Source organism: Brevundimonas sp. NIBR10 (genome assembly GCF_027912515.1).
In the GTDB taxonomy this organism is placed as follows: domain Bacteria; phylum Pseudomonadota; class Alphaproteobacteria; order Caulobacterales; family Caulobacteraceae; genus Brevundimonas.
Genome location: NZ_CP115464.1, coordinates 2,452,421 through 2,473,606, shown reverse-complemented (window position 1 = coordinate 2,473,606; position 21,186 = coordinate 2,452,421). Strand labels below are relative to the sequence as shown.

Annotated in this window: 18 protein-coding genes; 8 read left to right on the top strand and 10 right to left on the bottom strand. The window is 63.0% G+C overall.

The genetic code is table 11. The features are described 5' to 3' along the window. The 3 genes from O5K39_RS12105 to O5K39_RS12095 form a co-directional block, all read right to left on the bottom strand. Positions 1–792 (bottom strand): SDR family oxidoreductase, encoded by a 792-nt coding sequence (locus O5K39_RS12105; RefSeq protein WP_271143882.1) that lies wholly within the window; start codon positions 790–792, stop codon positions 1–3. Positions 793–900: 108 nt separating this feature from the next. Next, positions 901–1,437, bottom strand: a complete 537-nt coding sequence (locus tag O5K39_RS12100) for a TetR/AcrR family transcriptional regulator (protein WP_271143881.1) — start codon at positions 1,435–1,437, stop codon at positions 901–903. Positions 1,438–1,622: 185 nt separating this feature from the next. Continuing rightward, the gene (locus tag O5K39_RS12095; RefSeq protein ID WP_271143880.1) at positions 1,623–3,041 is read right to left on the bottom strand and encodes an aromatic ring-hydroxylating dioxygenase subunit alpha; all 1,419 of its coding nucleotides are present in this window, start codon (positions 3,039–3,041) and stop codon (positions 1,623–1,625) included. A gap of 150 nt (positions 3,042–3,191) precedes the next feature. Here O5K39_RS12095 and O5K39_RS12090 point away from each other — a divergent pair, with 150 nt between their 5' ends. From O5K39_RS12090 to O5K39_RS12075, 4 genes are all read left to right on the top strand, one after another. Next, positions 3,192–3,656: a nuclear transport factor 2 family protein gene (locus O5K39_RS12090; RefSeq protein ID WP_271143879.1), complete on the top strand. Its 465-nt coding sequence runs from the start codon at positions 3,192–3,194 to the stop codon at positions 3,654–3,656. Between the two features lie 61 nt (positions 3,657–3,717). Further along, on the top strand, positions 3,718–4,206 hold the full coding sequence (locus tag O5K39_RS12085) for a nuclear transport factor 2 family protein (protein ID WP_271143878.1): 489 nt from the start codon (positions 3,718–3,720) through the stop codon (positions 4,204–4,206). Positions 4,207–4,249: 43 nt separating this feature from the next. After that, positions 4,250–4,996, top strand: a complete 747-nt coding sequence (locus O5K39_RS12080; protein WP_271143877.1) for a hypothetical protein — start codon at positions 4,250–4,252, stop codon at positions 4,994–4,996. Positions 4,997–5,233: 237 nt separating this feature from the next. Then, on the top strand, positions 5,234–7,711 hold the full coding sequence (locus O5K39_RS12075; RefSeq protein WP_271143876.1) for a TonB-dependent receptor: 2,478 nt from the start codon (positions 5,234–5,236) through the stop codon (positions 7,709–7,711). 112 nt (positions 7,712–7,823) lie between these two features. Here the strand turns inward: O5K39_RS12075 and O5K39_RS12070 are convergent, their stop codons facing one another. Next, positions 7,824–8,726, bottom strand: coding sequence for a tyrosine-protein phosphatase (locus tag O5K39_RS12070; RefSeq protein ID WP_271143875.1), 903 nt, complete (start codon positions 8,724–8,726; stop codon positions 7,824–7,826). Between the two features lie 10 nt (positions 8,727–8,736). Then, the gene (locus O5K39_RS12065) at positions 8,737–9,516 is read right to left on the bottom strand and encodes an acyl-CoA thioesterase domain-containing protein (protein WP_271143874.1); all 780 of its coding nucleotides are present in this window, start codon (positions 9,514–9,516) and stop codon (positions 8,737–8,739) included. A gap of 351 nt (positions 9,517–9,867) precedes the next feature. Between O5K39_RS12065 and O5K39_RS12060 the strand changes: the two genes are divergently transcribed. Beyond that, a complete protein-coding gene (locus tag O5K39_RS12060; RefSeq protein WP_271143873.1) occupies positions 9,868–12,075 on the top strand; it encodes an acyl-CoA dehydrogenase in 2,208 nt (735 codons plus the stop codon). A 32-nt stretch (positions 12,076–12,107) separates the two neighbouring features. Then, on the top strand, positions 12,108–13,778 hold the full coding sequence (locus tag O5K39_RS12055; protein ID WP_271143872.1) for an FAD-dependent oxidoreductase: 1,671 nt from the start codon (positions 12,108–12,110) through the stop codon (positions 13,776–13,778). Here O5K39_RS12055 and O5K39_RS12050 read toward each other — a convergent pair whose 3' ends face one another. Both O5K39_RS12050 and O5K39_RS12045 read right to left on the bottom strand, forming a co-directional pair. Next, positions 13,779–14,465, bottom strand: coding sequence for a TetR/AcrR family transcriptional regulator (locus O5K39_RS12050; RefSeq protein ID WP_271143871.1), 687 nt, complete (start codon positions 14,463–14,465; stop codon positions 13,779–13,781). It lies immediately after the preceding gene. A 3-nt stretch (positions 14,466–14,468) separates the two neighbouring features. Further along, a complete protein-coding gene (locus O5K39_RS12045; protein ID WP_271143870.1) occupies positions 14,469–16,214 on the bottom strand; it encodes an amidohydrolase family protein in 1,746 nt (581 codons plus the stop codon). Positions 16,215–16,375: 161 nt separating this feature from the next. On the opposite strand from O5K39_RS12045, the gene O5K39_RS12040 reads away from it, so the two are divergent. Then, on the top strand, positions 16,376–17,722 hold the full coding sequence (locus O5K39_RS12040; protein ID WP_271143869.1) for an amidohydrolase family protein: 1,347 nt from the start codon (positions 16,376–16,378) through the stop codon (positions 17,720–17,722). 50 nt (positions 17,723–17,772) lie between these two features. Here O5K39_RS12040 and O5K39_RS12035 read toward each other — a convergent pair whose 3' ends face one another. Together O5K39_RS12035 and O5K39_RS12030 are read right to left on the bottom strand one after the other, a co-directional pair. Beyond that, positions 17,773–18,411: a TetR/AcrR family transcriptional regulator gene (locus tag O5K39_RS12035; protein ID WP_271143868.1), complete on the bottom strand. Its 639-nt coding sequence runs from the start codon at positions 18,409–18,411 to the stop codon at positions 17,773–17,775. Between the two features lie 69 nt (positions 18,412–18,480). Continuing rightward, positions 18,481–18,861 carry a nuclear transport factor 2 family protein gene (locus O5K39_RS12030; protein WP_271143867.1) on the bottom strand — a complete coding sequence of 127 codons (381 nt, stop codon included), beginning with the start codon at positions 18,859–18,861 and terminating at the stop codon, positions 18,481–18,483. Between the two features lie 203 nt (positions 18,862–19,064). On the opposite strand from O5K39_RS12030, the gene O5K39_RS12025 reads away from it, so the two are divergent. After that, a complete protein-coding gene (locus O5K39_RS12025; RefSeq protein ID WP_271143866.1) occupies positions 19,065–19,844 on the top strand; it encodes an SDR family oxidoreductase in 780 nt (259 codons plus the stop codon). Between the two features lie 13 nt (positions 19,845–19,857). Here the strand turns inward: O5K39_RS12025 and O5K39_RS12020 are convergent, their stop codons facing one another. Then, positions 19,858–21,186: a CoA transferase gene (locus tag O5K39_RS12020; protein ID WP_271143865.1), complete on the bottom strand. Its 1,329-nt coding sequence runs from the start codon at positions 21,184–21,186 to the stop codon at positions 19,858–19,860.

Below are 21,186 nucleotides of genomic sequence, written 5' to 3'. Positions count from 1 at the left end.
TCAGCCCACCATGACGCCGCCGGCGTCACAGTTAATGGATTGTCCGGTGATAGTCCGGCTTTCATCGCTGGCCAGAAAAAGGGCCAGGTTGCCGATGTCTTCCGGCTGGGAAATCGTGCGCAACGGCACCTCGGAAAGGGCCTTGGTTTTCCAGTCCTCGAAACTGATGCCCTGTTCTGCCGCCATCCGGATGCCCCAGTTTTTCCAGAGATCGGTCTCGATTCCTCCGGGGACCAGGCAGTTGCAGCGGATTCCGAACTCGCCGGCCTCGGTCGCAATCACCTTCGTAAGCGCGCGCAGGGCCGCCTTGGCCGTAACGTAGTGGGACTTGCGCGGCATCCCGGTCCAACCGGCCGTCGATGAGAAATTTATGATGGACCCGGTCCGCCGCTCCAACATCGAGCGCTGCAAGACCTCTCGCGCACACAGCATGGGGCCAGTGAGGGCGACGCTGATCACAGCGTTCCAGTTCTCGAGCGTCTGTTCCCAGACGAACTTGTCCTGCCCGGGAATGACGGCGTTGTTGAGCAGGATATCGATCTGTCCGAACGCCTCGAGCGCCCGGTCGACCATGATGCGGATATCGTCCTCGTTGGTGATGTCGGCCCGCACGCCGATCGCGCCCTCACCCGCCTCTTTTGCGGCCGCGAGCACCTCGGCTTCACGTCGTGCCACCAGGACGACCTTGGCGCCCTCGTTCACGAACTGCCTGGCCATGACGGCGCCCGTACCCTTGCTGGCGCCCGTGATGATCGCGACCTTGCCAGAGAGGCGGCCCAGGCGTCCTGTCATCGATCTCTCCCGGGTCCTGCCCAAGCGCATCAAGGGGCCACGCGGCCCTATTAGCTAACAGGTGTTAGCTCGAATGCTAGAGGAATGCAATGCAGGCGGTCCATTCCGTCAGTCCGCGAACAGTCGGCCAAGGGTCTCGCGTATGAAACCCTCGACCAAGGGGGCAGAGTTGCCCGGTCGCGCCGGGGCCAAGTGGGCCAAAGCGATACGGCCATGCGCAAGCGAGATCGTCAGGATGGCAGACGAGGCGGTATCCGCTGTAGGAAGCTTGCCGCCCGATCGGGCGTGACTTTCGATGGTCTCGACGACTGGACGGTAGGCGGGCCTTACTGGCCCATCGACGTCGGTATCGCTGGAGAGCTGAGTGGCGAACAGCAGCTGATATCGAGAAGGCCTCTGCATCGCATACCGGACATAGGCGCCGAGTTGTTCCTGCAGGCGCGAAAGCGGCGGCTCCTCCTGGACCTGTTCGGCGGCTGCAGACATTTCCAGGCCAAGCTGCCGCCAGCATTCGCGCTCCACCTCCCTCAACATGGCCGAAGCGTCATCGAACTGCCGATAGAGCGAAGGAGCCGCTACGCCGGCTTCCTTGGCGACGGTGCGAAGACTGAGCTGGCTCCCCGGAGATCGATCCAGAATCCGCATGGCGGCCTCGACCACCTCCTGCCTCAGGCGACCGCCTTCACCGCGAAGATTCCGCTGTCGCTTGAGCCCTGCTTCGGTCATTGATCGTGGTCTTCGGCCCAACTGCGGCCCCTTGGCCACCGAATACATCCTGCGTCGCGATCGATTCCAAGACCAGTCAGGTTGTTCCCTCTCCGCTTGAGGCCCTAAAAGCCGATGTCGACGATCGGGTGTTCAAAGCCATCGTTGGTGAGGTGCTGGGCCTTGGCGAGTTTCGCGGGATCCAGTTCGGCCAGATAACCGTCAATCAGACGATTGTAGTTGCTGATCAGCCCCTCCGCATCCTTTGACAGCCGCATGTAGTCGAAGCCGACGGCATGAAGGCCGCGCTGCTGACGCGGGAGATTTTCGTAATCCTGACGGGGGATCTCCGGGAAATCAGTGCTGTCGTAGGGAAGCACGATGGGGGCCTTTACCGGTTCACGCGCAGGATCGTCCGGCAGAAAGGCCAGAGACCAGATTTCGAAGAGGCAGGTCTCTGGGGTCAGCGGACGAATGCGATAGGCCGACATCGAACCGTAGAAGGGCAGAAGGAAATAGTGGGGGAACAGAAACTCGACCGTCCGGTGGGGGTTGGCGAGGTCGGCGGCGTTCAGGTCCGGTATCGGCAGGCCGTTCGCTACACCCTGCTGATGAATTTCGGTCTTCAGGCGATCGAGGAACACCCCGTAGGCGGCCATGGGATCTTCGGGCAGGTCCATGCCCGCGAGGCTTTCAGCGATCTTGACCTCACTCGAATGGACCATGCCCGCCATCCCGCTGCTCAACCGCGCGAGGAAGCGCGTGAACAGGTCGATATGTCCACGGGAGTCCAGGTCTTTCTGAATGAGCGTCGGGCCGTCCGCATCAGGCCCATACGGATTGAACGCCGACAGATCCTGCAGCTGCGGATGGGTCTTCATCGTGTGGTAGCCTTCCATGAAGGCCTCCATCGCAAGCTTCCAGTTGGTGGGGAGCTCGGTCGCGTACCACCATTCCATCTTCAGCCCGTCAGGATTGCGGATGCCCAGGCGCTCGGCCACTGGCCCGAGTGAATCGAGCAGTGACGGCGCGTCGTCGTCGAAATTGATGAAGGCGTGGCCGCCCCAGGTCTCCAGCCGACAGGGGACCAAGCTCAACTCGGCCTTGTCCAGCAACTCCTCGGAAAAGATCTGCTTGCCGAAGACGAAGGTGTTCTCGCCTTCCATGTTCCAGCGCCAGCCATGGAAGGGGCATACGAAACCCTTGGTCTTGCAGTTGCCCGCGCCCTCGACCAACGTCAGACCACGATGCCGACACGCATTGTGGAACGCCTTTACCCCGTTCTTGGTGCGGACCACGATGACCGATCGGTCAAGTATCTTGTATTCGACATAGTCCCCGACCTCAGCCACCTCCTCGAGCCGGCACGCCATCTGCCAGACGTGCGGCCAGAGCTTTTCACGTTCGAGATCGAAGAAGGCCTTATCGTAGTATCGCCGGGACGGAATCTTCTCCTGATCAACGACACGCAGCGGCACTTTAGCCAGCAGAGTCTCGTCATCGGAGATCGTCGTTGAGCGGTTCAGGTCCAGGGTCATAGCCATGACGGATCCCTAAAATGAGCTGGCGTTGGTGCAATCTGCGCGAGGCCGAGGCGTTACCTCGGGGGTCACCGTAGCGAACCCGACTGCAGCTGTCCCCGCTTGCCACGAAAGCTAACAGGTGTAATCATAAAATGACACGGGGGCGATGTATTGCAAATTTCCGGCCTGGAAAAACTGAAGGCGTTAGAGGCGATCCATCTCCTGAAGGCTCGGCGAGATCGCGCGGCCGACACCAAGGATTGGGCCCTGTACGAGTCCCTTCACGCCGTCGATCACCATTCCTACAACGGCGACTATCCGGCCTGGACCACGGCTGCGGAAATGATCGCCAACATCCGCGAGATCATGGAAAGCCTGACCACGCTTCACCATTCCCACACGCCGGAAATCACCTTCGAGACCGAGAACAGGGCCAAAGGGATCTGGGCGATGAAAGGCCTCTCCCTCTGGAAGCAGGGCGAAGCTGATCACTGGTTTCTCGCCTTCGGCCATTACTTCGAGACCTATGAGAAGCGAGCCGGAGAATGGCTGTTCACCAGCCGGTTACTGAAATATCTCCACACGGCGTCGTCGCCAGGCGCGGACTTCCCGCCTCGTCCGAGGGTCGAAACATGACCGCCGCAAAGCCGACAAGCGAACGGTGGGGCGTTGTCGTATCGCGGCAAGGACGGGCATCATGACAGAGATGACCGACATCGAACGGCTGGTGGCGATCGAAGACATCAAGCTGCTGAAGGCCCGGCGCGATCGCGCGGTCGACACCAAGGACTGGGACACTTACCTGTCCCTGCACGCTCCGGATCACCAATCGCACAACGACGGATTTCCATCATGGAACTCCGCTGACGAGATGATCGCAAACGTGAAACGCATCCTCGACCACACGAGGATCACCGTCCACCACTCTCACACGCCGGAAATCACCTTTGACGGATCGACCGTCGCGAAAGGCATCTGGGCGATGGAGGACAACATCTTCTGGAAGCAGGACGGCGAAGACCACTGGCTCCACGGCTTCGGCTTCTATCACGAGACCTATGAAAAACGTGATGGTCAGTGGGTGTTCACCCGCCGCCGGTTGCAGCGGACGCAGGTGCGGACTTCGCCGGGTGGCGTCCTGGACCCAACGGCACTGACCACGGACGTACCCGCAGGCCCCGAATGACAGCGCATCACGCCCCCTTACCCAAGCAGATTGAAACCCGGTCATGATCCTTCACGGTACGCCATCCGAACAGCTTCCCGACGTGCTCGGCACCGGCGAGACCGCCGTCCGGTTCGTGTTCTTCTCGTTGTCGGCCAGACACCCAGACGGCCGCGACGCGGAGTACATCGCCTGGCACTCGCTGGATCACCGGCCCGAGCAGTACCGCCTTCCGCAAATACGCAACGCCTTGCGCCTGGTCTCGACGCCGGCCTGTCGCGCGGCTCGCGCCGCCAGTGCAGAGCCTTACGACGCAGCCGACCATGTGATGACCTATATGTTCACCGACGAGGGTGGCATTCCCGGATTCAACACGCTGGGAAATGCCCTGAACGAAGGGGGACGGATGCCGATCCGCCTTCCCAGCGTCGGCTTCATGACCTCTGAACTCGTCGGCAAGGTTGCGGCCGACAGGGCGGTGGCCGGGGCGGACGTCATCCCCTGGAGACCGGCGCTCGGCGTCTATCTGATGATCGAGCGCGGCCAGGCCTCTCCTGCTTCGCTCGTCGAAATCCCCGGCGTCGCGGGCGTCTGGTGGTTCGACGGACTGGAGGCCCCCGCGCCTTACAACTCCGACGCCCGAGGGCTTCGCATTACCTACTGCTTCCTCGACGCCGACCCTGTTGCAACTGCGGAGGCCTTGAGGGCCAGAGTGACGGAGCGCTGGGCCAGCGGTGAGGTGCAGCCTCTGCTGGCGGCTCCCTTCTTCGTCATTGTCCCCTTCGAGTGGGATCGTTACCTTCCCACCTGAAAATACCTGGGGGATTCAGGCATTCGACGGGGCCCTAGAAATCGCCCCCCCGATGCGCAAGAGAATCGCTCCCAGCGCCGAACCATGTAATGTACCGTGCGAAGCGAGAGGCAAATCGTGCCTCGGAATAAATACAATGCCCGTGAGGCATTGATTAAAAAACGCCAACTTCAAAAGTCATCGAGGGAGAGACGCATGACGAACCAGAGGCAAGACACGAGAACGCGCACAGGATTGATGATCGGCACCGCCCTGGTGTCGAGCATGATCCTCGTCGGCGCGGCCCAGGCGCAGACCGCGCCTGATGCACAATTATCCGAACGGTCGGATCAAGTCGACGATATCATCGTCACCGCCCAGAAGCGCGAGCAGCGGCTTCAGGACGTGCCAATCGCCGTAACGGCGATCACCTCGGAAGCGCTGGAAGCCAATCGGATCACCAATGTGACCGACCTCAGCGGTCTTGCCCCCAACGTCACGGTTCGCCCCGCTGCCGGTGGCTCGCAGACTCCCGCATTCTCGATGCGCGGCGCCGTCAGCTACGGCGTGGTTCCCGGCTCGGACAAGGCGGTCTCGATCTATCTGGACGGCGTCTATATCGGCAATCCCAAGGGATCGATCTTCGACGTGCCGGATGTGTCGCGCATCGAGGTGCTGCGCGGTCCCCAGGGCACGCTGTTCGGTCGTAACGCGACGGCGGGCGCCGTCAGCGTGACGACACGCGATCCCGACGGTGTGTTTGGCGTCCGCCAGGAATTCACCATCGGCAACTTCGATCAGCGCCGTTCGCGGACCAGCATCGACACCCCGACATGGGGCCCGTTCAGTGCCTATCTCAGCTATGTCCACAACGAACGTAGCGGAGATGCCCGCAACCTAGGAGCCGGCACGGTCTGGGATCGTACGGCCCCAGAATCCGGCCTGGGTCTCCAGACTTCGCCGCAGACCCTCGGCGACAAGGACCAGAACTCGTTCTTCGTGGCGGTCAGGTTCGAGCCGAACGAGCGGTTCAGCACGGTCTACAAGTTCGACCACACCAAGGACGACTACACGCCGGACGCCACGTCCTTCGTTGGGATCAATGCGGCCGCCCCGCTGATCGGGTCGTTCCTGAACGCCCTGCTCACCAGCCAGACTACACCGGTGATCGCAAACACTGCGATGGTCCGTCCGGACGTCGTCAACAACGCCTTCACGGTTCCGGCCGAGCAGCGAAACAGCGGCCACAGCCTGACCAGCACTTTCCAGGTCAACGACGCGGTCACGATCAAGAACATCGCGTCGTACCGTTCGTCCTACCTGAACGCGACCACCCAGCTGGACGGACTGGGCGGCCTGACGTTCACCTCGGCGGCTCTGGTGCCGTACGCCACCTTCGTGGCCTTCTCCCAGAACCCCTCGCTGGCCCTGGCTTCGCCAGCGGTTCAAGGCGCGACCATCGGCGCCTTTGCAGCGGGCCTCGCCCCGCTCGTGGGTTCGCGCTTCCTGGTCGTGGGAGCCAACACACAGGACGATGGCGATCAGTGGAGTGACGAGCTTCAGGTCAACTTCGACAACGACTTCGTCTCGTTGACCGCCGGTGCCCTCTACTACCACCAGGAAGGTCGTTCGGGCAGCCCGCTCGGGCTCCCGGGCACGGCGAGCTTCTCACCGCTGCCGACGACTGGCCGTATCCCGATCGGCAACCAATCGGTCTCGTACAACGAAGCCACCTCGATCGCCGCCTACGCGCAGGGCGACTTCCATCTGACACCTCAGCTGGACCTCGTTGCTGGCTATCGCATCACGAACGACAAGAAGTCGGGCACCTATGAATCGGGTGGCGTCTTCACCCCCGCGTCGCCGGGCTCGGTGACGGCCGGAACATTCACCGGGATCCGGGTCACCCCGTTCGACTATGACGACACCCAGCCGTCGTACACCATCGGCGCGAACTACAAGCCCAACGACGACATCCTGATCTACGGCAAGTATTCCCGCTCGTTCGTGTCCGGGGGTTCGGTCGGCGGTGTCGGTTTCGAGCCGGAAATCGCAAAGGGGTTTGAAGCCGGTTTGAAGGCAGACTTCCTCAATCGCAGCCTGCGGACCAATCTGGCCCTCTTCCATGTAGATTACGAGAACCTTCAGGCGGCATCCTCCGGTATCAACGTCGGGCGGCCTGATCTGGGAACACTCGTCATCCAGCAAGGCGACTCCACCGCCAAGGGCGTCGAACTGGAAGTGACCTATGTTCCTACGACCGGTCTGACTCTCAACGGCAGCTTCGGCTACACCGACGTCGAGTTCGGCCCCGTCAATCCAGTCCTTCAGGCTTCAGTCGGCGCCGGCCAGTTCCTGCCGACCCTGGTCCCGGATTACACCGCGAACCTGTCGGCCCAGTACGAAACGGCGCCGATCTGGGGCAATGCGTATCTTTTCTTCCGGACCGACGCCGCCTGGCGTTCGGAACAACGCACCTATTCCAACCCGGTGCAGGCCGCGGCCATTCCGGTCTTTGGCTTGATCGACCACTCGGACGCCACCTGGATCGTGAACGCCCGCGCCTCGATCAAGGACATCTCCTTGGCCGGCGGCACGGCTGAACTCGCCCTGTGGGCCCGTAACCTGACGGACGACGACTCGCCGACCTTCCCGCTGGGATTCTCCAACTTCCTGGTGTCGTCCGCGTTCCAGCGCGCACGGACCTTCGGTCTCGACCTGATCTTCGACTTCTAGACCAGGTATCAAGGCAAGCGACTTCGGAACGGGCGGCCCCAAGGGTCGCCCGTTTTCGCGTTCCGCCCGGCCGTCACGGAGTCCGGTGGCTGGTGGCTGGTGGCTGGTGGGGCTATTCGGTGTAGAGTGCTTTCAAACGACGAATGTCGTCAGCATCGACGCCCAGTCTCTGGTCCAGATAGGTTTCGATCGACCCGTAGTCCCGGTCGATCTGCGCAAACACAGCGCGGAGATAGGCGGCATCCACCCGCATGAATACGGCGGCGACGTCAGGCGGCAGACGACCGGTCCCCGCCTGACGTCGCGCCTGACTCGCATCGGCGGCGCCGGCCGGGTTCACTCCTGAGAAATAGCGGTTCGACAACTCATAGTCGTAGAGGATGGTCTCGCGCGGCACACCCAGGGCGGAGAGGATCATGGCCGTCGCCAGCCCCGTGCGATCCTTTCCCGCCGTGCAGTGGTAGAGGCTCGCGCCGTCGTTCCTCAGTAGCACTTCAAACAGTGCCGCTTGCTGAGGACGCTGCGTGTCGAGGAATGTCGCGTAAAGATTGACGAACGCATCGCGCGCGCCGTCGACCGTGGGCGTGCCCTGATACAGACCTGCCATGGCCGAAAGATCCAGGTCATAGTCTCGCGTGAGGATGGTGGGTGCGCCGGACCCGGCCCAGGTCGTCGGCTCGGCTCGCCGTTCCGATACCGAGCGGAGGTCATAGATGGTGTGGATATTCAGCCCTGCGACAGCGGTAAGATCGGCTGGTGTCAGATGCGATAGCTCGGCCGACCGATAGATCCGACCCCAGGCCACATGGCGTCCGTCCAGGGTGCGGTAACCTCCTATGTCGCGAAAATTCTGGACTCCCGCCAACGGTACCAATCGCGGGGCAAAGATCGCGCTATCGCCGGCGGGCACCGGCGTTTGTGCGACTGCGAATACAGGGCCCGCCGACGCCGCCAAGGCGGCAAACGCGAGGGCAAGGACGATCTTTCGGCGGTTCATGGCCAGCCCCTTGTTCATGAGTCGAAACCTACATCCATCGCAGGGACGCCTCTTGGGTCACCGTCGCGACAAGCCGCTTCTGCTGGTCGAAGATCAGCCCGCGCGACAATCCCCTCCCCTCGTCGGCCCAGGGACTCTCCGTGGTGTACAGGAGCCACGCATCGGCGCGCGCCGGGCGATGAAACCAGATGGAATGATTGAGCGATGCCACGGAACGAAGCGTCCGGACGCCCTGATGGCCCATAGCGATCGTGCCCGGCAACCAGTAGTCGGACATGAGCGCTAGCAGGGCCTGATGATCTCGCGGCAGCTCGACATCTTGAGCCGAAGGCATCCGAAACCAGAAATCGCGCCGATGCTCGCCGGTTGCCTGGTGGAGCGACCCCGGATCGATCAGGCGCACTTCAATCGGAAAGGGCCTTTGAAAGATGCCTGCCACTGCCGGCGCCAGGAGGTCCGACTGGCTGACGGCCAACTGTTGCAGGTTCGCCAGCCCGGCGGGACCGACCACGTCCGGCGCCGTGACCGTCTGATGCGATACGCCGCCATCGGGGTCGTGGAATGAACACAACATGCTGAAGATCGGCCGCCCCAGCTGGCTCGCCTCGACGAACCGGGACGCGAATCGCCGACCATCGTGCAGACGCCTGACCTCGAATTCGATCGGGAGATCAATGACGCCGCCGCGCAGAAAGTAACCGCTCAGGCTGGTGGCTCGCCAATCGGGAGCGGTGCGGCCGGCCGCCGCGAGCGCTTGGCCCAGAGCCTGCCCGCCGAACGTGACGCCCGCAAGATTGTCCAGGTTCACCCGCGCGCGAAAGCGGTCCTCTCCAGCGATATCGAGGCCTAGAAGCTCCGTCGCGGTCGGGGGAGATCTGGAGATGGTTTCACACCTTTGCGGCTCATTGCTTGTCCCGGTGCCGGGAAGACGTCGCACCTGCAATCATACTTGCCAAACCTCGCCTAGCCGGCCTTTCAGGTCGAGACGAAAGACCGTCAGAGCGCGTTCCCGGGCCGCGACGCTCGCCACAATCGCCGCCACGATGTCTCTGTCGGTGTCTGGTCGCCCCGGTGCATGCGCGATAGCTGTGCTGGCATCGCAAGGGGTGTAACTGCACCTCGTCTCGCGGGCCTTAGGGGCGCTTGAAAGGGTAACACCATGCAATTGAGCCTCCCGGCCGACAGCGTTCCCGTGAAGGAGATGTTCGAGAAATTCTTCGCTGCGGAGTCGACCGTGGCGAGGGTCCGCGCCTCAGAGCCGGTCGGGTTCGATCCTGACTTCTGGCGGGAATTGATCAGTCTCGAGCTGCCCTTCATGCGACTGTCCGCTGAAGCCGGTGGTGGTGGCATGAGCTTGTTCGACGCATGCCTCATGCTGGAGCAGGCGGGTCGACGCCTGGCCCCCGCTCCGCTGGCTGAGTCTGTCGTCGCCCTTCGTATTCTTGGGGAAATCGGCGGCGAAACAGCCTCGGAGTGGATCGAGAAGCTGCGTGACGGCGAGACCGTCCTCACATTGGCTCTGAACCAGGTCGAGCCGGGCAAGGCCCAGATGGTGCCGGGCGCTGCTGTGGCGAGCGGTATCCTCACCTTCGATGGCCAGACCCTGGCGATCGAAGTGCCATCCCAGGCCCCTGAGGCCCCACTTACTCTGGGGGGTTCCGGTCTGGCGACCTTCACCCCCGGCTCCGGGGACCGGATCGTGCTCGCCAGCAATGCCGACGCCGGCGCCGTCTGGGCCGCAGGGATCGAGGAATGGAAACTTCTGACCTCCGCGGCTCTGGTCGGCCTGTCCCAGGAGGCGCTGACGATGGCCGCCGCCTACGCCTGCGAGCGGATCGCCTTCGGACAGCCGATCGGCGCCAATCAGGGCATCGCCCATCCTCTGGCCGTCGATGCGATCGACGCGGATGGAGCCCAGTTGCTGCTGTGGTGGACGCTGCGAGGCGTCGCGGATCAAAAGGCTGACGCGGGCGCGTTGATCGCCCTGTCACTGTGGTGGGCCAGCAGGACGGCGAGCAACAGTGTCGCTCATGCGATCCATACGTTCGGTGGTTACGGCCTGACTAACGAGTACGATATCCAACTCTACCACCGGCGCGCCAAGTCCTGGAGCCAGGCGTTAGGCGATCCCGAAGCCCAGCTGGAACGTGCCGGCAGAAGGCTGTTCCTTGGCGAAACGACGAGCCTGCCCGATCCCGGCGCGGTCGAAGTCGATTTCGAAACGCCGAACCACAAAAGCCCGCTCGCCGACCAGGCCCGCGAAATCCTGTCGGGACTGCTCGACCCAGATCGCGCGAACTTCGGCGAGCAGAATTTTGAGGCGCACGACTGGGCGGTTCATCACGCGATGGGCCAGGCAGGTCTGCTCTTCCCCGACTGGCCGGCCCGATGGGGTGGGCATGACGCCGATGCAGACACCACAAGGTCCATCCACGCTGTTTCGACGGAACTTGGCTACGCCGGGCTTTCTAGGGGCGTGACGAGCATGGCCGGCGTCCTCGTTCAGAAGTTGGGCTCGCCCGAGTTGCAGGACGAAGTCCTGCTCCGGATTGCAAAAGGCGAGGCGACGTCCTGCCTGGGGTTCACCGAGCCTTCGGGCGGATCCGATGTATTCGCCGCCAAGACCCGCGCGGTGCGCGACGGCGACGATTGGGTCATCAACGGCCAGAAGATGTTCACCTCGGGGGCGGACATCTCCAACTATGTCCTCCTGCTGACCCGGACCGACCCGGACGTCCCCAAGCACAAGGGGCTGACCCTGTTCCTGGTCCCGCTGGATCTGCCCGGTGTGGAGATCCATCCGGTTCACACCTTCATGGACGAGTTGACCAACGCGACCTTCTACGCCGATGTCCGGATATCCGATCGCTACCGGCTCGGCGACGTCGGCGGCGGTGTGAAGGCCATGTCCATCGCTCTGACCATGGAACAGGGCGGCAGCTACTATTTCGTGCAGATGCGCGAGATGATCGACGCCGTGACGGCGTGGGCGCGCGAGGAACAGCGCGATGGTGCATGCGTCATCGAACATCCTGCGACCCTGGCGCGGCTGGCCCGCGTTTATGGCGCGGCGTGCATCGCCGAGGGGCTGACGGCGCGCGCATTCTGGACGCGTCTCGCCGGCGAGCAGGACCTGGCCTATGGACCCGCCGCCAAGGTTTTCGGAACCCAGACCTTCATCGACCTGTCGGCCGACCTGCTGGACCTCGCGGCCCCCGGCTCGCTGGTGCGGGGTAACTCGGGCCTGGGACTGGTCGAAAAGGGCTATCGCCATTCGACAGCCACGTCGATCTACGGCGGCACCAGTGAGGTCCTGCGAAGCATGGTCGCCGAGCGACGTCTCGGTCTGCCGCGAAGCCGCGCCTAGCCTCGCCCGCCCCCCAGTCTGGAGATCAAGACATGAGCACGTTCGACGAACAGTTCGACTTCGTGGTGGTCGGCAGCGGTGGGGGCTCTATGTGCGCGGCGCTCGTCATGCGGGCGGCGGGAAAATCCGTCCTGATTCTGGAGAAGGCGGACCTGATCGGCGGCACGACCTCCATTTCAGGCGGCGTGATGTGGATCCCGAACAACCGCTTCATGAAGCGGGACGGAATCCCCGACAGTCTTGAGCAGGCGACCGCCTATCTCGACGCGGTGGTCGGTGATCGCAACGACGCGCCCGGCGCAACGCGCGAGCGCCGCCACAGATACCTGGTTGAAGGTCCGTCAATGATCGACTTCCTGGTCGATCAGGGCATCAAGATGACGCGCATCTCCCGCTGGCCCGACTACTACGACGACCGCCCGGGCGGATCGGACGCCGGGCGGACCGTGGTCGCCGACCTGTTCGACGCGAACCAGCTTGGGGAGTGGAAAGACAGACTGCGTCCGAACTTCCTGCCCCTCGCCGCTTCTCTCGAAGAAGCGCTGACGCTGCCGCACATGAAGAAGTCGGGCGAGGCCAAGAAGAACCTGGCCAAGATCGGACTGCGGACGATCTGGGGCAAGCTCACCGGCAAACACTACGTCGCGGCCGGGGCGGCACTTCAGGGCCGGATGCTTCACGCGGCGCTTAAGGCCGGAACCGATGTCCGCACCGGGAGTCCCGTCACTGAACTGATCGTCGAGGCCGGTCGCGTCACCGGCGTCGTTGTCACCAGGGACGGCAAGGCTGTGCGCATCGGCGGCCGCCTAGGCGTGTTGATCAACGCCGGCGGCTTTGCGCGAAATCAGGCGATGCGCGACCAGTATCAGCCGGGAATGTCCGCCAACCGCACCAATGTGGCCGAGGGCGATACGGGTGAGATGATCCAGGAGATGATCCGTCACGGCGGCGCGGTCGCGCAGATGGACGGTTATATCGGCTCTCCGGTTTCCATCCCGCCCGGCATGGAGGGGTCACCGGTCAAGCCCGGTTCACAAGGCCTCACGGCGGCGCCGCACGCCATTCTCGTCGATCAGACGGGTGTGCGCTACATGAACGAGAGCAGCAACTACACTGACTTTTGCCTAGGCATGACGGAACGCAACAGAGAGGTCCCTGCCCTCCCCAGCTGGGCCGTCTTCGACGCCAGTGTTGTCCGTGACTATATGGTCGCCGGCACCATGCCGGGATCCAAGAAGCCGCAGGCCTGGACGGACAGTGGCTATATGAAACAGGCGAACTCGATCGAAGAGCTGGCCGCCATCCTCAATATTGAGCCGTCAGTGCTGCGCGGAACCGTCGATCGGTTCAACGGATTCGTCGCCGCCAATGACGACGCGGACTTCAAGCGAGGGGCCCGAGCCTATGATCGCTGGCTGGGCGATCCCTTCCACAAACCCAATGAGACCCTCGGCGCGATCAGCGAAGGCCCGTTCTATGCCGTCCCGGTGATGCCCGGCGACGTCGGAACATTGGGGGGGGTGATCACCGATAGCGAGGGCCGTGTGTTGCGTGACGACGGTCTGCCGATCTCCGGACTTTACGCCACCGGTGTGTCGACCGCGTCCGTCATGGGACGGACATCCCCGGGCGCCGGTGTGAACGTGGGGCCGTCGTTCGTCTGGGGTTATGTGGCCGCCAAACACGCCTTGGCTTCGGCCTAGTCATCCGCGCTTTGGCGTAGGGTCTGTGCCGACGAACTGCAAAAACCGATCGGCCAGGATGTCGATCACATCGGATGACGGCGCGAAAGCCGTTCCCAGCGCAGCATGGTTGCTCTGATCGAGGATTTCGTAGAGCAGCAGCCAGGCTTCCTGCCAGCGACGGCGGCCTTTCTGATCGTTGGCATCCAAGCCAAAGGCAGGGATCGTCATGCCCAGGTCCATGATCAGATCGCTGATCAGCGCCTGAGCGCGCTGTGTGAAATTGCCTTCCTCCGTCGTGGCCTGGATGAAGATCCTCAGCATGCGATGATCGGCTTTGTCTGCCTCGAAGATGTCCGTGATCCATTGAAGCACGGCGGGGCGATCCTGAAATGGCTGGTCCCGGATCGCGCGGTACAAGGGTCTTCGCGTCTCGGCCGCATTTCTGAACACCTCGGCCGTCAGCGCCGCCTTGCTGGTGAAATGTCGGTAAAAGGTGACTCGGCTGACACCGGCCGCCGAAGCGATATCGTCGATGGTGACCGCGAAATAGCCCCGCTCGCAGAACCGCTCGATGGCCGCCGCCAGGAGTCTGTCACGACTGTCTTGTTTGCGCCGGCGATGAAAAGCCATCAGGCCGCCAAGACGGGGATCCCGGTCCTCGGCCGACAATGCCGGATCGGGCCGGACTTTCTCAGCGGTATCCACTGACTATTCGGCAGCCATGGCGAGCGACGCCGGCTGCTCAGGACCGATGAACTCGCCCGGGAAGCGTCCTGTGAAGGCTCCGTTGTCGAAGATGGGCACGCCGTTCACAAGCGTCAGGCGCATCGGCGCCGGGGCCCGTGTGTAGCGATAGGTGCGGCCGCCCTCGCCGTCCCAGACGTCCCAGATTTTTTCTTCCGGGCGACGTTCGATTTCGTCGAGCTTGAAGACCACGACGTCGGCGACCTTGCCGACCTGGATCACGCCCCGGTCATGCAGACCGAAGAAGTTGGCCAGCTTGCCGGTCAGGACGTGAACGCCCTCCTCGATCGTCAGAAGGCCGCGGTCGCGCACATAGTCGGTGAGCACCAGGACATTGTCGCCCGTGCCGCAGAACATCTTGCCATGGGCCCCGCCGTCCGAGGTGTTGCCGACCGAGAACGGATCCCGGAACAGGGACAGAAGAACGTCTTCGTCAACCTCCCATGACCGCTTGTGAACGACCGATTCCGCTCCGTTGTTGATGACCCATTGCGCCAGGGCGTCCGAGGCGTGAGCGATGCCGCTTTCAGCCATGTAGTCGGCCAAGGTCCCGGTGACCGGTCCCCAGCCGGATTCGCTGTCCATGAAGGTCAGGGCCGAGGGATCGTGCAGGTACGAATGGGGATAGGTGTCGTGGTCCCAGGCCTGGCGCGCTCGCGCCAGCCAGTCGGGGTCGGACAGCAAGGCGACCTTGTCCTCCCAGATCGGGGTATCGATGACTTCCTGCCAGACCTGGTTGCCGTTCTGGGCAAAGACGAGCGAGCGCCCGAAATTGATCACCGAGGTCGGTGAGACATGATGGTAGCCGGTCCAGACATCCAGGCCTTCGGCCTTGAAGCGATCGTGCACCACCTGAGACTTCTTGCCGATCTCCTTCTGGAACTTGAGTGACGGCAACCCGACCCACTGCAGGCGGACGCCTGCGGCCGTCGCCAGACGACCAAAGCGCTCGGCGGAATCAGGCCCCGTCATTCGCATGAAGTGATCGACGATGACCTGAACCGTGGCGCCTGGATAGCGGGCCACCACATCGAACAGCGCCTTGTACTCGGCGTCGTCGGCCTGCTGGGAGGGAAGCGGCCGGTCGTGCTTGTCGTAGTCGAGTTGATTGGACGAGAAGCCGATCGCTCCGGCGTCCATCGCGTCTTCCAGCAGCGCGACCATCTGTCTGATCTCGTCGGGGGTGGCGGTGCGATTCCAGGCGTCCTGCCCCATGACGGACAGCCGCATCGGAATATGTCCACAAAAGGCCGCGAAATTCACAGGTACCTTTACGTTCCGCAGGAACGAGGCCTTGTATTCGCTCCAGGTTTTCCAGTCCCAGGGCACCAGCTTCTGCATGGGGGCCTCGGGGATGTCTTCGAAGAAGTTGAAGATGTCGATGACGTTCTGCTGGTCCTCAACAGTTTGCGGATTCGGGGCCATCGAGAATCCGCAGTTACCGTTGATCGAGGTCGTGATTCCGTAGGCCGGCAAGGGCTCCATGTTGGGCGACCACCAGACCCCGCCGTCCCAGTGGTTGTGAGTTTCGATGAAGCCCGGTGTCACCAGGCACCCCACGGCATCGATCACACGTTCGCCTGTTCCCGCCGTCAGGTTTGGTCCGACCTCGGCGATCCGACCGTTGGCAATGCGGACATCGCCAACAAAGGCTTCAGCGCCAGATCCGTCGACGACCGTGCCACCTTTAATCAGAAGACGAAATTGCATGAAATCCTCCCGTAGACGACGACACATTATTGCTTGTGATACGCTCTGTAACGCAAGCCGCCTTCATACTCAAATCAGAATGCACACGACGATGCGCTTTACCTCGCCACCCAAAGTCGCTACAGAAACCGGTAAGCTGTCGGTTTTAGGGAGAGAGCGCCGTGAAAATAGAAGACATGATCATCGTCAGCGTCGACGACCATATCGTCGAACCGCCTACGATGTACGACCAGCACATCAGCGTGCAGCACAAGGGGATCGCCCCCGAATTGCGCAAGGACAAGAACGGCGTCGAGTTCTGGCTCTACGAAGGACGCCGCACGGGCGCGATCGGCCTGAACGCGGTCGTCGGACGGGTAAAGGAAGAATACGGCTGCGAACCCGTCTCGCTGCAACAGATGCGCAAGGGTGCCTGGGACATCGACGCTCGCATCGAGGACATGAATGCGAACGGCATACTGTCGTCCCTGAACTTTCCGAGCGTGGTCCAGTTCGACGGCTTCCTGTTCCACGGCATGCAGGACAAGGCGAACGCTTTGATCATCCTGCGCGCCTACAACGACTGGCATATCGATGAATGGTGCGGCAGCTATCCTGGCCGCAACATCCCCAACGCGATCCTGCCCTATTGGGACATCGACGCGACGGTCGAAGAAATCCGCCGTGTGGCCGCCAAGGGCTGCCACAACGTCTCGTTCAGCGACAATCCGGCGATCAAGGGATACCCCAGCATCCACAATGCCCACTGGGAGCCGCTGTGGAAGGCCTGTGTCGAAAACGACATGTGCATCAATATCCACATCGGGTCGGGCGCCCAGGCACCCCACGCCTCGATGGAATCGCCGATCGACGCCTGGATCACCACCATGCCGATCTCGATCGTGAACTCCGCCGCAGACTGGCTCTTCCTCAAAGCGCTTCAGAAATACCCGCTGAAAATCGCCCTGTCAGAGGGCGGGATCGGCTGGATTCCCTATTTCCTTGAACGCGCCGATTTCTCATTCCAGCAACACAACGCCTGGACACATTCGGACTTTGGCCCGGGCAGAAAGCCGAGTGACCTGTTCCGTGAGCACTTCCTCACCTGTTTCGTCGACGACAAGTTCGGCCTGGCCAACATCGCGGCGATTGGAGAAGACAATATCGCCTATGAGTGCGACTACCCGCACTCGGACACCTTGTGGCCCGACGTGCCCGAGATCCTGCACGCCAGCCTGAACCACCTGTCCGACGCCCAGATCGACAAGATCAGTCACGGCAACGCGCTGAAGCGATTCAACTTCGATGCCGTGAGCGTGCTGGGCGGTCGAGAAAAGTGCACGGTCGGCGCGCTGCGCAAGCTGGCGGCCCACGTCGATACCCGGCCTCAGTCGTTTGGCGGACCTGCGCCGCTTGCGCCGGGCGAAGTCCATAGGGCTGTGACCTCCGGCGACATCATGAAGATGTTCATGGACGTCGCCAAGGAAGACGGCACGACAGTCGAACCGGCTCTCGAACCGGCCGAATGATCACGGGCGGCGCGGGTCACCCGACCCGCGCCGCGTCCCTCGACGGCGGCTTATGCGCTTGCCGAAGGCGATAGAAGAAGCGTCAAGATGTCCGTCTCGGCGCGCTTCAGATCGTCACTGTCGAGTTCGTCCGACACAAAGTGAATCGAAGCATATCGGGCGGCCATCCGTTCGATTGCCGAGTAGACGATCACGGCCCGGGCAAAGGCATCCCGGTCTGAAAGCGTGTTTTGGCCCTGCGCCGCCCGAATTCGCTCCGCCAGACGCCCGACAATCGGCAGTGCGCTCGCGTTGCGGATTTCAGCGAACGCGGCCTGTCCGCCGTCCCCCCTGAAATTACGAATGTTCAGAATGGCGCGGTGCTTGTCCCAGTAGCGGTAGAACGCGGTGACGAACCGTTCGGCGTGGAACCGGGTATCCTCCGGTTTCCAGGGTTGATCGAGTTCCGCCAGGAGCTCACCGGTATCCTGCGCCGCATCCGCGCTCAGATGCAGCAGGACCTCTTCGACATCGTCAAAATACAGATAGAAGGTCTGTGAGGCGAGACTGGCGGCCCGCGCGATGCCGCTCGCGGTCAGCTTTTCGGCCGACATTGTCGAAATCAACTCGAGGGCGGCGACCAATAGACGGTTGCGGGTCTCCGCACCCTTTCGCCCAATCGCCTGGCCATCCTTGTTGATTTTCACCATGCCCGATGTTTGTCGCGTCGCGGAGGTGATCGCAAGGTTCGTCTCGGCGGCCGGGGAAGGCCGAATGGTTCAATCGGCCGCCAGTTCGAAGCTTCCGGCCCTGTCGACATACTCTTCGATGCGAAGGATCCGTCCGCTTTCGATCCGGACGATCAGGCAGACGGGCCATGCCCGTCGCGCCCCCCGGGAGTCGCGAACCACGAACAGGTGCTGCTGTACGAACGAACCGCCCTCGGTTCGTTCGCGTGAGATCCGTTCAAGGCCTCGCTCCGGGAAGGCCGTGATCATGCCCCCCCAGTCGGCCATCGTTTCATCCAAGCACCGGTCGATGCGATCGAAGTTGTGCCAGACCAGGGCTTCGGGCGCGAAACAGGCTCTTGCCGCCACCAGGTCGCCGCGCTGCATCGCGCCATAGGCATCCTCGATAACCCGCCCCTCGTCCTGCATCATGCGATGGCCTTCTCGTCGCTAGAAAGATGTGACGATGCACGTCTTCGATACTCTGGCGAAGGCAGATCCAAACAGCATCGCTGGGACGATTGGCGGCGCGAACGCCCCCACGATATCAGATCGCCATCGCCCTCCGCACGCTTGTCGCGAACGCCAGCCACAGCAACAGATCAATCCAACCTTGCCCCCGGAGAAAGACGGCCATGAAGATCGACTCCAGCGTATCAGCGATCGTCACCGGCGGAGCCTCCGGTCTGGGACTCGCGAGCGTCAAGGCCTTGCGCGCGGCAGGCGCGAAGGTTGCGATCTTTGACCTGAACCCCGAAGCCGGTGAACAGGCTGCGGCAGAGACAGGGTCGGTCTATTGCCAGGTCGACGTCCTGTCGGACGAAAGCCTCGACGCTGCCTTCGCCAAGGCCCGGGCCTCGAATGGCCAGGAGCGGTTGCTGGTTGCCTGCGCAGGCGGCGGCAACGCCCATGGCACGATCAAAAAGGACAAGGCGACCGGTGAGTTCATCGTCTTCCCGACCGCCGCCTTCGCTTGGGCCTTGACTCTCAATGCGGTCGGGACGTTCGCCACCGTCACACGGTTCGCCGCCGGCGCCGCGACGCTTGAGCCGGTCGACGGCGAACGTGGGGCGATTGTCTGCACAGCGTCGGTGGCTGCCGAGGACGGCCAGCAGGGTCAGGCGGCCTATGCCGCAGGCAAGGCCGCTATCATCGGCATGACCCTGCCGATCGCGCGCGATCTTTCGCGGTTCGGGATTCGCATCAACACGATCCTGCCCGGCATCTTCGATACCCCCGCAATGGGCCCCACGCCTCAGGAGGCGAAGGATGCGATGTCTGCGACCGTCGCCTTCCCCAAGCGGCTCGGCGATCCCGCAGAGTTCGCGAGCCTGGCTCTGGAATTGCTGCGTAACGGCTATTTCAATGCCGAGACCATCCGCCTCGACGGCGGGCTGCGTTTCGCCGCGCGCTGACGGGATTGGCGGCTTAAAGTTCGGACAATAGCGAGACCGTATCCGCGCCCAAGGGACTCGCAATGCCTAGCGGTTGGCGCAGGCTATAAAGGGGTCCCTCATCCGCCTCTGCGAAAGCCTGCCAGGCGCTCAGCTCGCTGCCCGAAACTTCGCCTAGACCGCTTGCGTAAGCGATGACGTCAGCCAAGGCGATATCAACCAGACGGGCCCCTCCCCCGAGCCAGGACGCCCAGGCGGCGAAGGCGGCAACCAGTCCGGTCAGCGGATCGGCGATGGCGTCTCCGACGAAGAGACTCTCACCCCAGCCACGCCGCATCGCCGCCGAGGCTCCGCCGGCGACCGCCGCATCATCGCCAAACCCAATCAGATTGGCGGTCGCTCCCGTACGGCCGTAGGCCGTGATCGATACCCATGTCGCGCCACGCCGCGCCACTGAACCGGCATCGATACCGAGCTGCTCAAGGGCCCGGGGCCGAGTGCTTTCGATCACGATGTCTGCGGCGTCGATCAGGGCACGGAGCCGCCGGACGCCTTCCGGGTCCTTGAAATCGAGCGCCACGCTGGCCTTGCCGGCGTTGAGCAGATCGTAGAAGCGGGGATCACCACCGCGAGCCCCATCAGGTCGGCTTAGGCTTTCGACCTTCACCACCCGGGCCCCCATAGCGCCCAGTAAGGACGCCGCCAGCGGCCCAGCCCAGAGCGCCGAAAGGTCAACCACCAGCGGGCGACGCGGGCGGGTGGTGGCGGCCCCAAGGGGGGGCTGGACCGAAAATGGACACGCCGGGCTCGGCGGGCGCCCTTCGGGCGCGATCGCCATGCCCAGAATCCGCCCTTGGGCCACCAAGCTTTCCGTTGTTCGTTGAGCGACCTGAACGGCGACCTCGCACCAGTCCGAGGCGACAACACCGAGCAGGGCCGGTAGCGAGTCCCAATCCTCTTTCCTCGCCAGGTTCAGCGCCAAATGGCCATCGAGCGTTTTCAACAAGCGCGCAGAACCATTGGCCGAGACCTGACCCCGTCGGCGCAGCCCCAGTCGCCTGGCCCTTTCGCCGAGGAGGGCCGCGCCGTTGGAAGGCAGGTCGGCATCTGGCGCCAAAGCCCCAAGAGCTAGAACCAGCCCATCCGCCAAGGACGTCAGGGGGATCGGCGCAACCAGGCCTGGCCCATCAGCCCGGCCGGTCAGCTCCAGCAAACCGCTGCGACGCCAGGCCAGGGCCGGATGATCGGCTTGCCAGCCCGAAAGATCGACTGGGCCAAGCGGCTCAAGCAGCCGGCGCGCAACCGATACCGCGAGGCTGCCGTCGTTTCGGGGCAAGGCCAGAGAAGGCTCGGCGGCGCGCAT

Excerpts from the sequence above, each read along its gene's own strand:
- O5K39_RS12105 (WP_271143882.1), bottom strand. The coding sequence starts at position 792 with ATGACAGGACGCCTGGGCCGCCTCTCTGGCAAGGTCGCGATCATCACG.
- O5K39_RS12100 (WP_271143881.1), bottom strand. The coding sequence starts at position 1,437 with ATGCGGATTCTGGATCGATCTCCGGGGAGCCAGCTCAGTCTTCGCACC.
- O5K39_RS12095 (WP_271143880.1), bottom strand. The coding sequence starts at position 3,041 with ATGGCTATGACCCTGGACCTGAACCGCTCAACGACGATCTCCGATGAC.
- O5K39_RS12085 (WP_271143878.1), top strand. The coding sequence starts at position 3,718 with ATGACAGAGATGACCGACATCGAACGGCTGGTGGCGATCGAAGACATC.
- O5K39_RS12080 (WP_271143877.1), top strand. The coding sequence starts at position 4,250 with ATGATCCTTCACGGTACGCCATCCGAACAGCTTCCCGACGTGCTCGGC.
- O5K39_RS12075 (WP_271143876.1), top strand. The coding sequence starts at position 5,234 with ATGATCGGCACCGCCCTGGTGTCGAGCATGATCCTCGTCGGCGCGGCC.
- O5K39_RS12070 (WP_271143875.1), bottom strand. The coding sequence starts at position 8,726 with ATGAACAAGGGGCTGGCCATGAACCGCCGAAAGATCGTCCTTGCCCTC.
- O5K39_RS12060 (WP_271143873.1), top strand. The coding sequence starts at position 9,868 with ATGCAATTGAGCCTCCCGGCCGACAGCGTTCCCGTGAAGGAGATGTTC.
- O5K39_RS12055 (WP_271143872.1), top strand. The coding sequence starts at position 12,108 with ATGAGCACGTTCGACGAACAGTTCGACTTCGTGGTGGTCGGCAGCGGT.
- O5K39_RS12045 (WP_271143870.1), bottom strand. The coding sequence starts at position 16,214 with ATGCAATTTCGTCTTCTGATTAAAGGTGGCACGGTCGTCGACGGATCT.
- O5K39_RS12035 (WP_271143868.1), bottom strand. The coding sequence starts at position 18,411 with ATGGTGAAAATCAACAAGGATGGCCAGGCGATTGGGCGAAAGGGTGCG.
- O5K39_RS12030 (WP_271143867.1), bottom strand. The coding sequence starts at position 18,861 with ATGATGCAGGACGAGGGGCGGGTTATCGAGGATGCCTATGGCGCGATG.
- O5K39_RS12025 (WP_271143866.1), top strand. The coding sequence starts at position 19,065 with ATGAAGATCGACTCCAGCGTATCAGCGATCGTCACCGGCGGAGCCTCC.
- O5K39_RS12020 (WP_271143865.1), bottom strand. The coding sequence starts at position 21,186 with ATGCGCGCCGCCGAGCCTTCTCTGGCCTTGCCCCGAAACGACGGCAGC.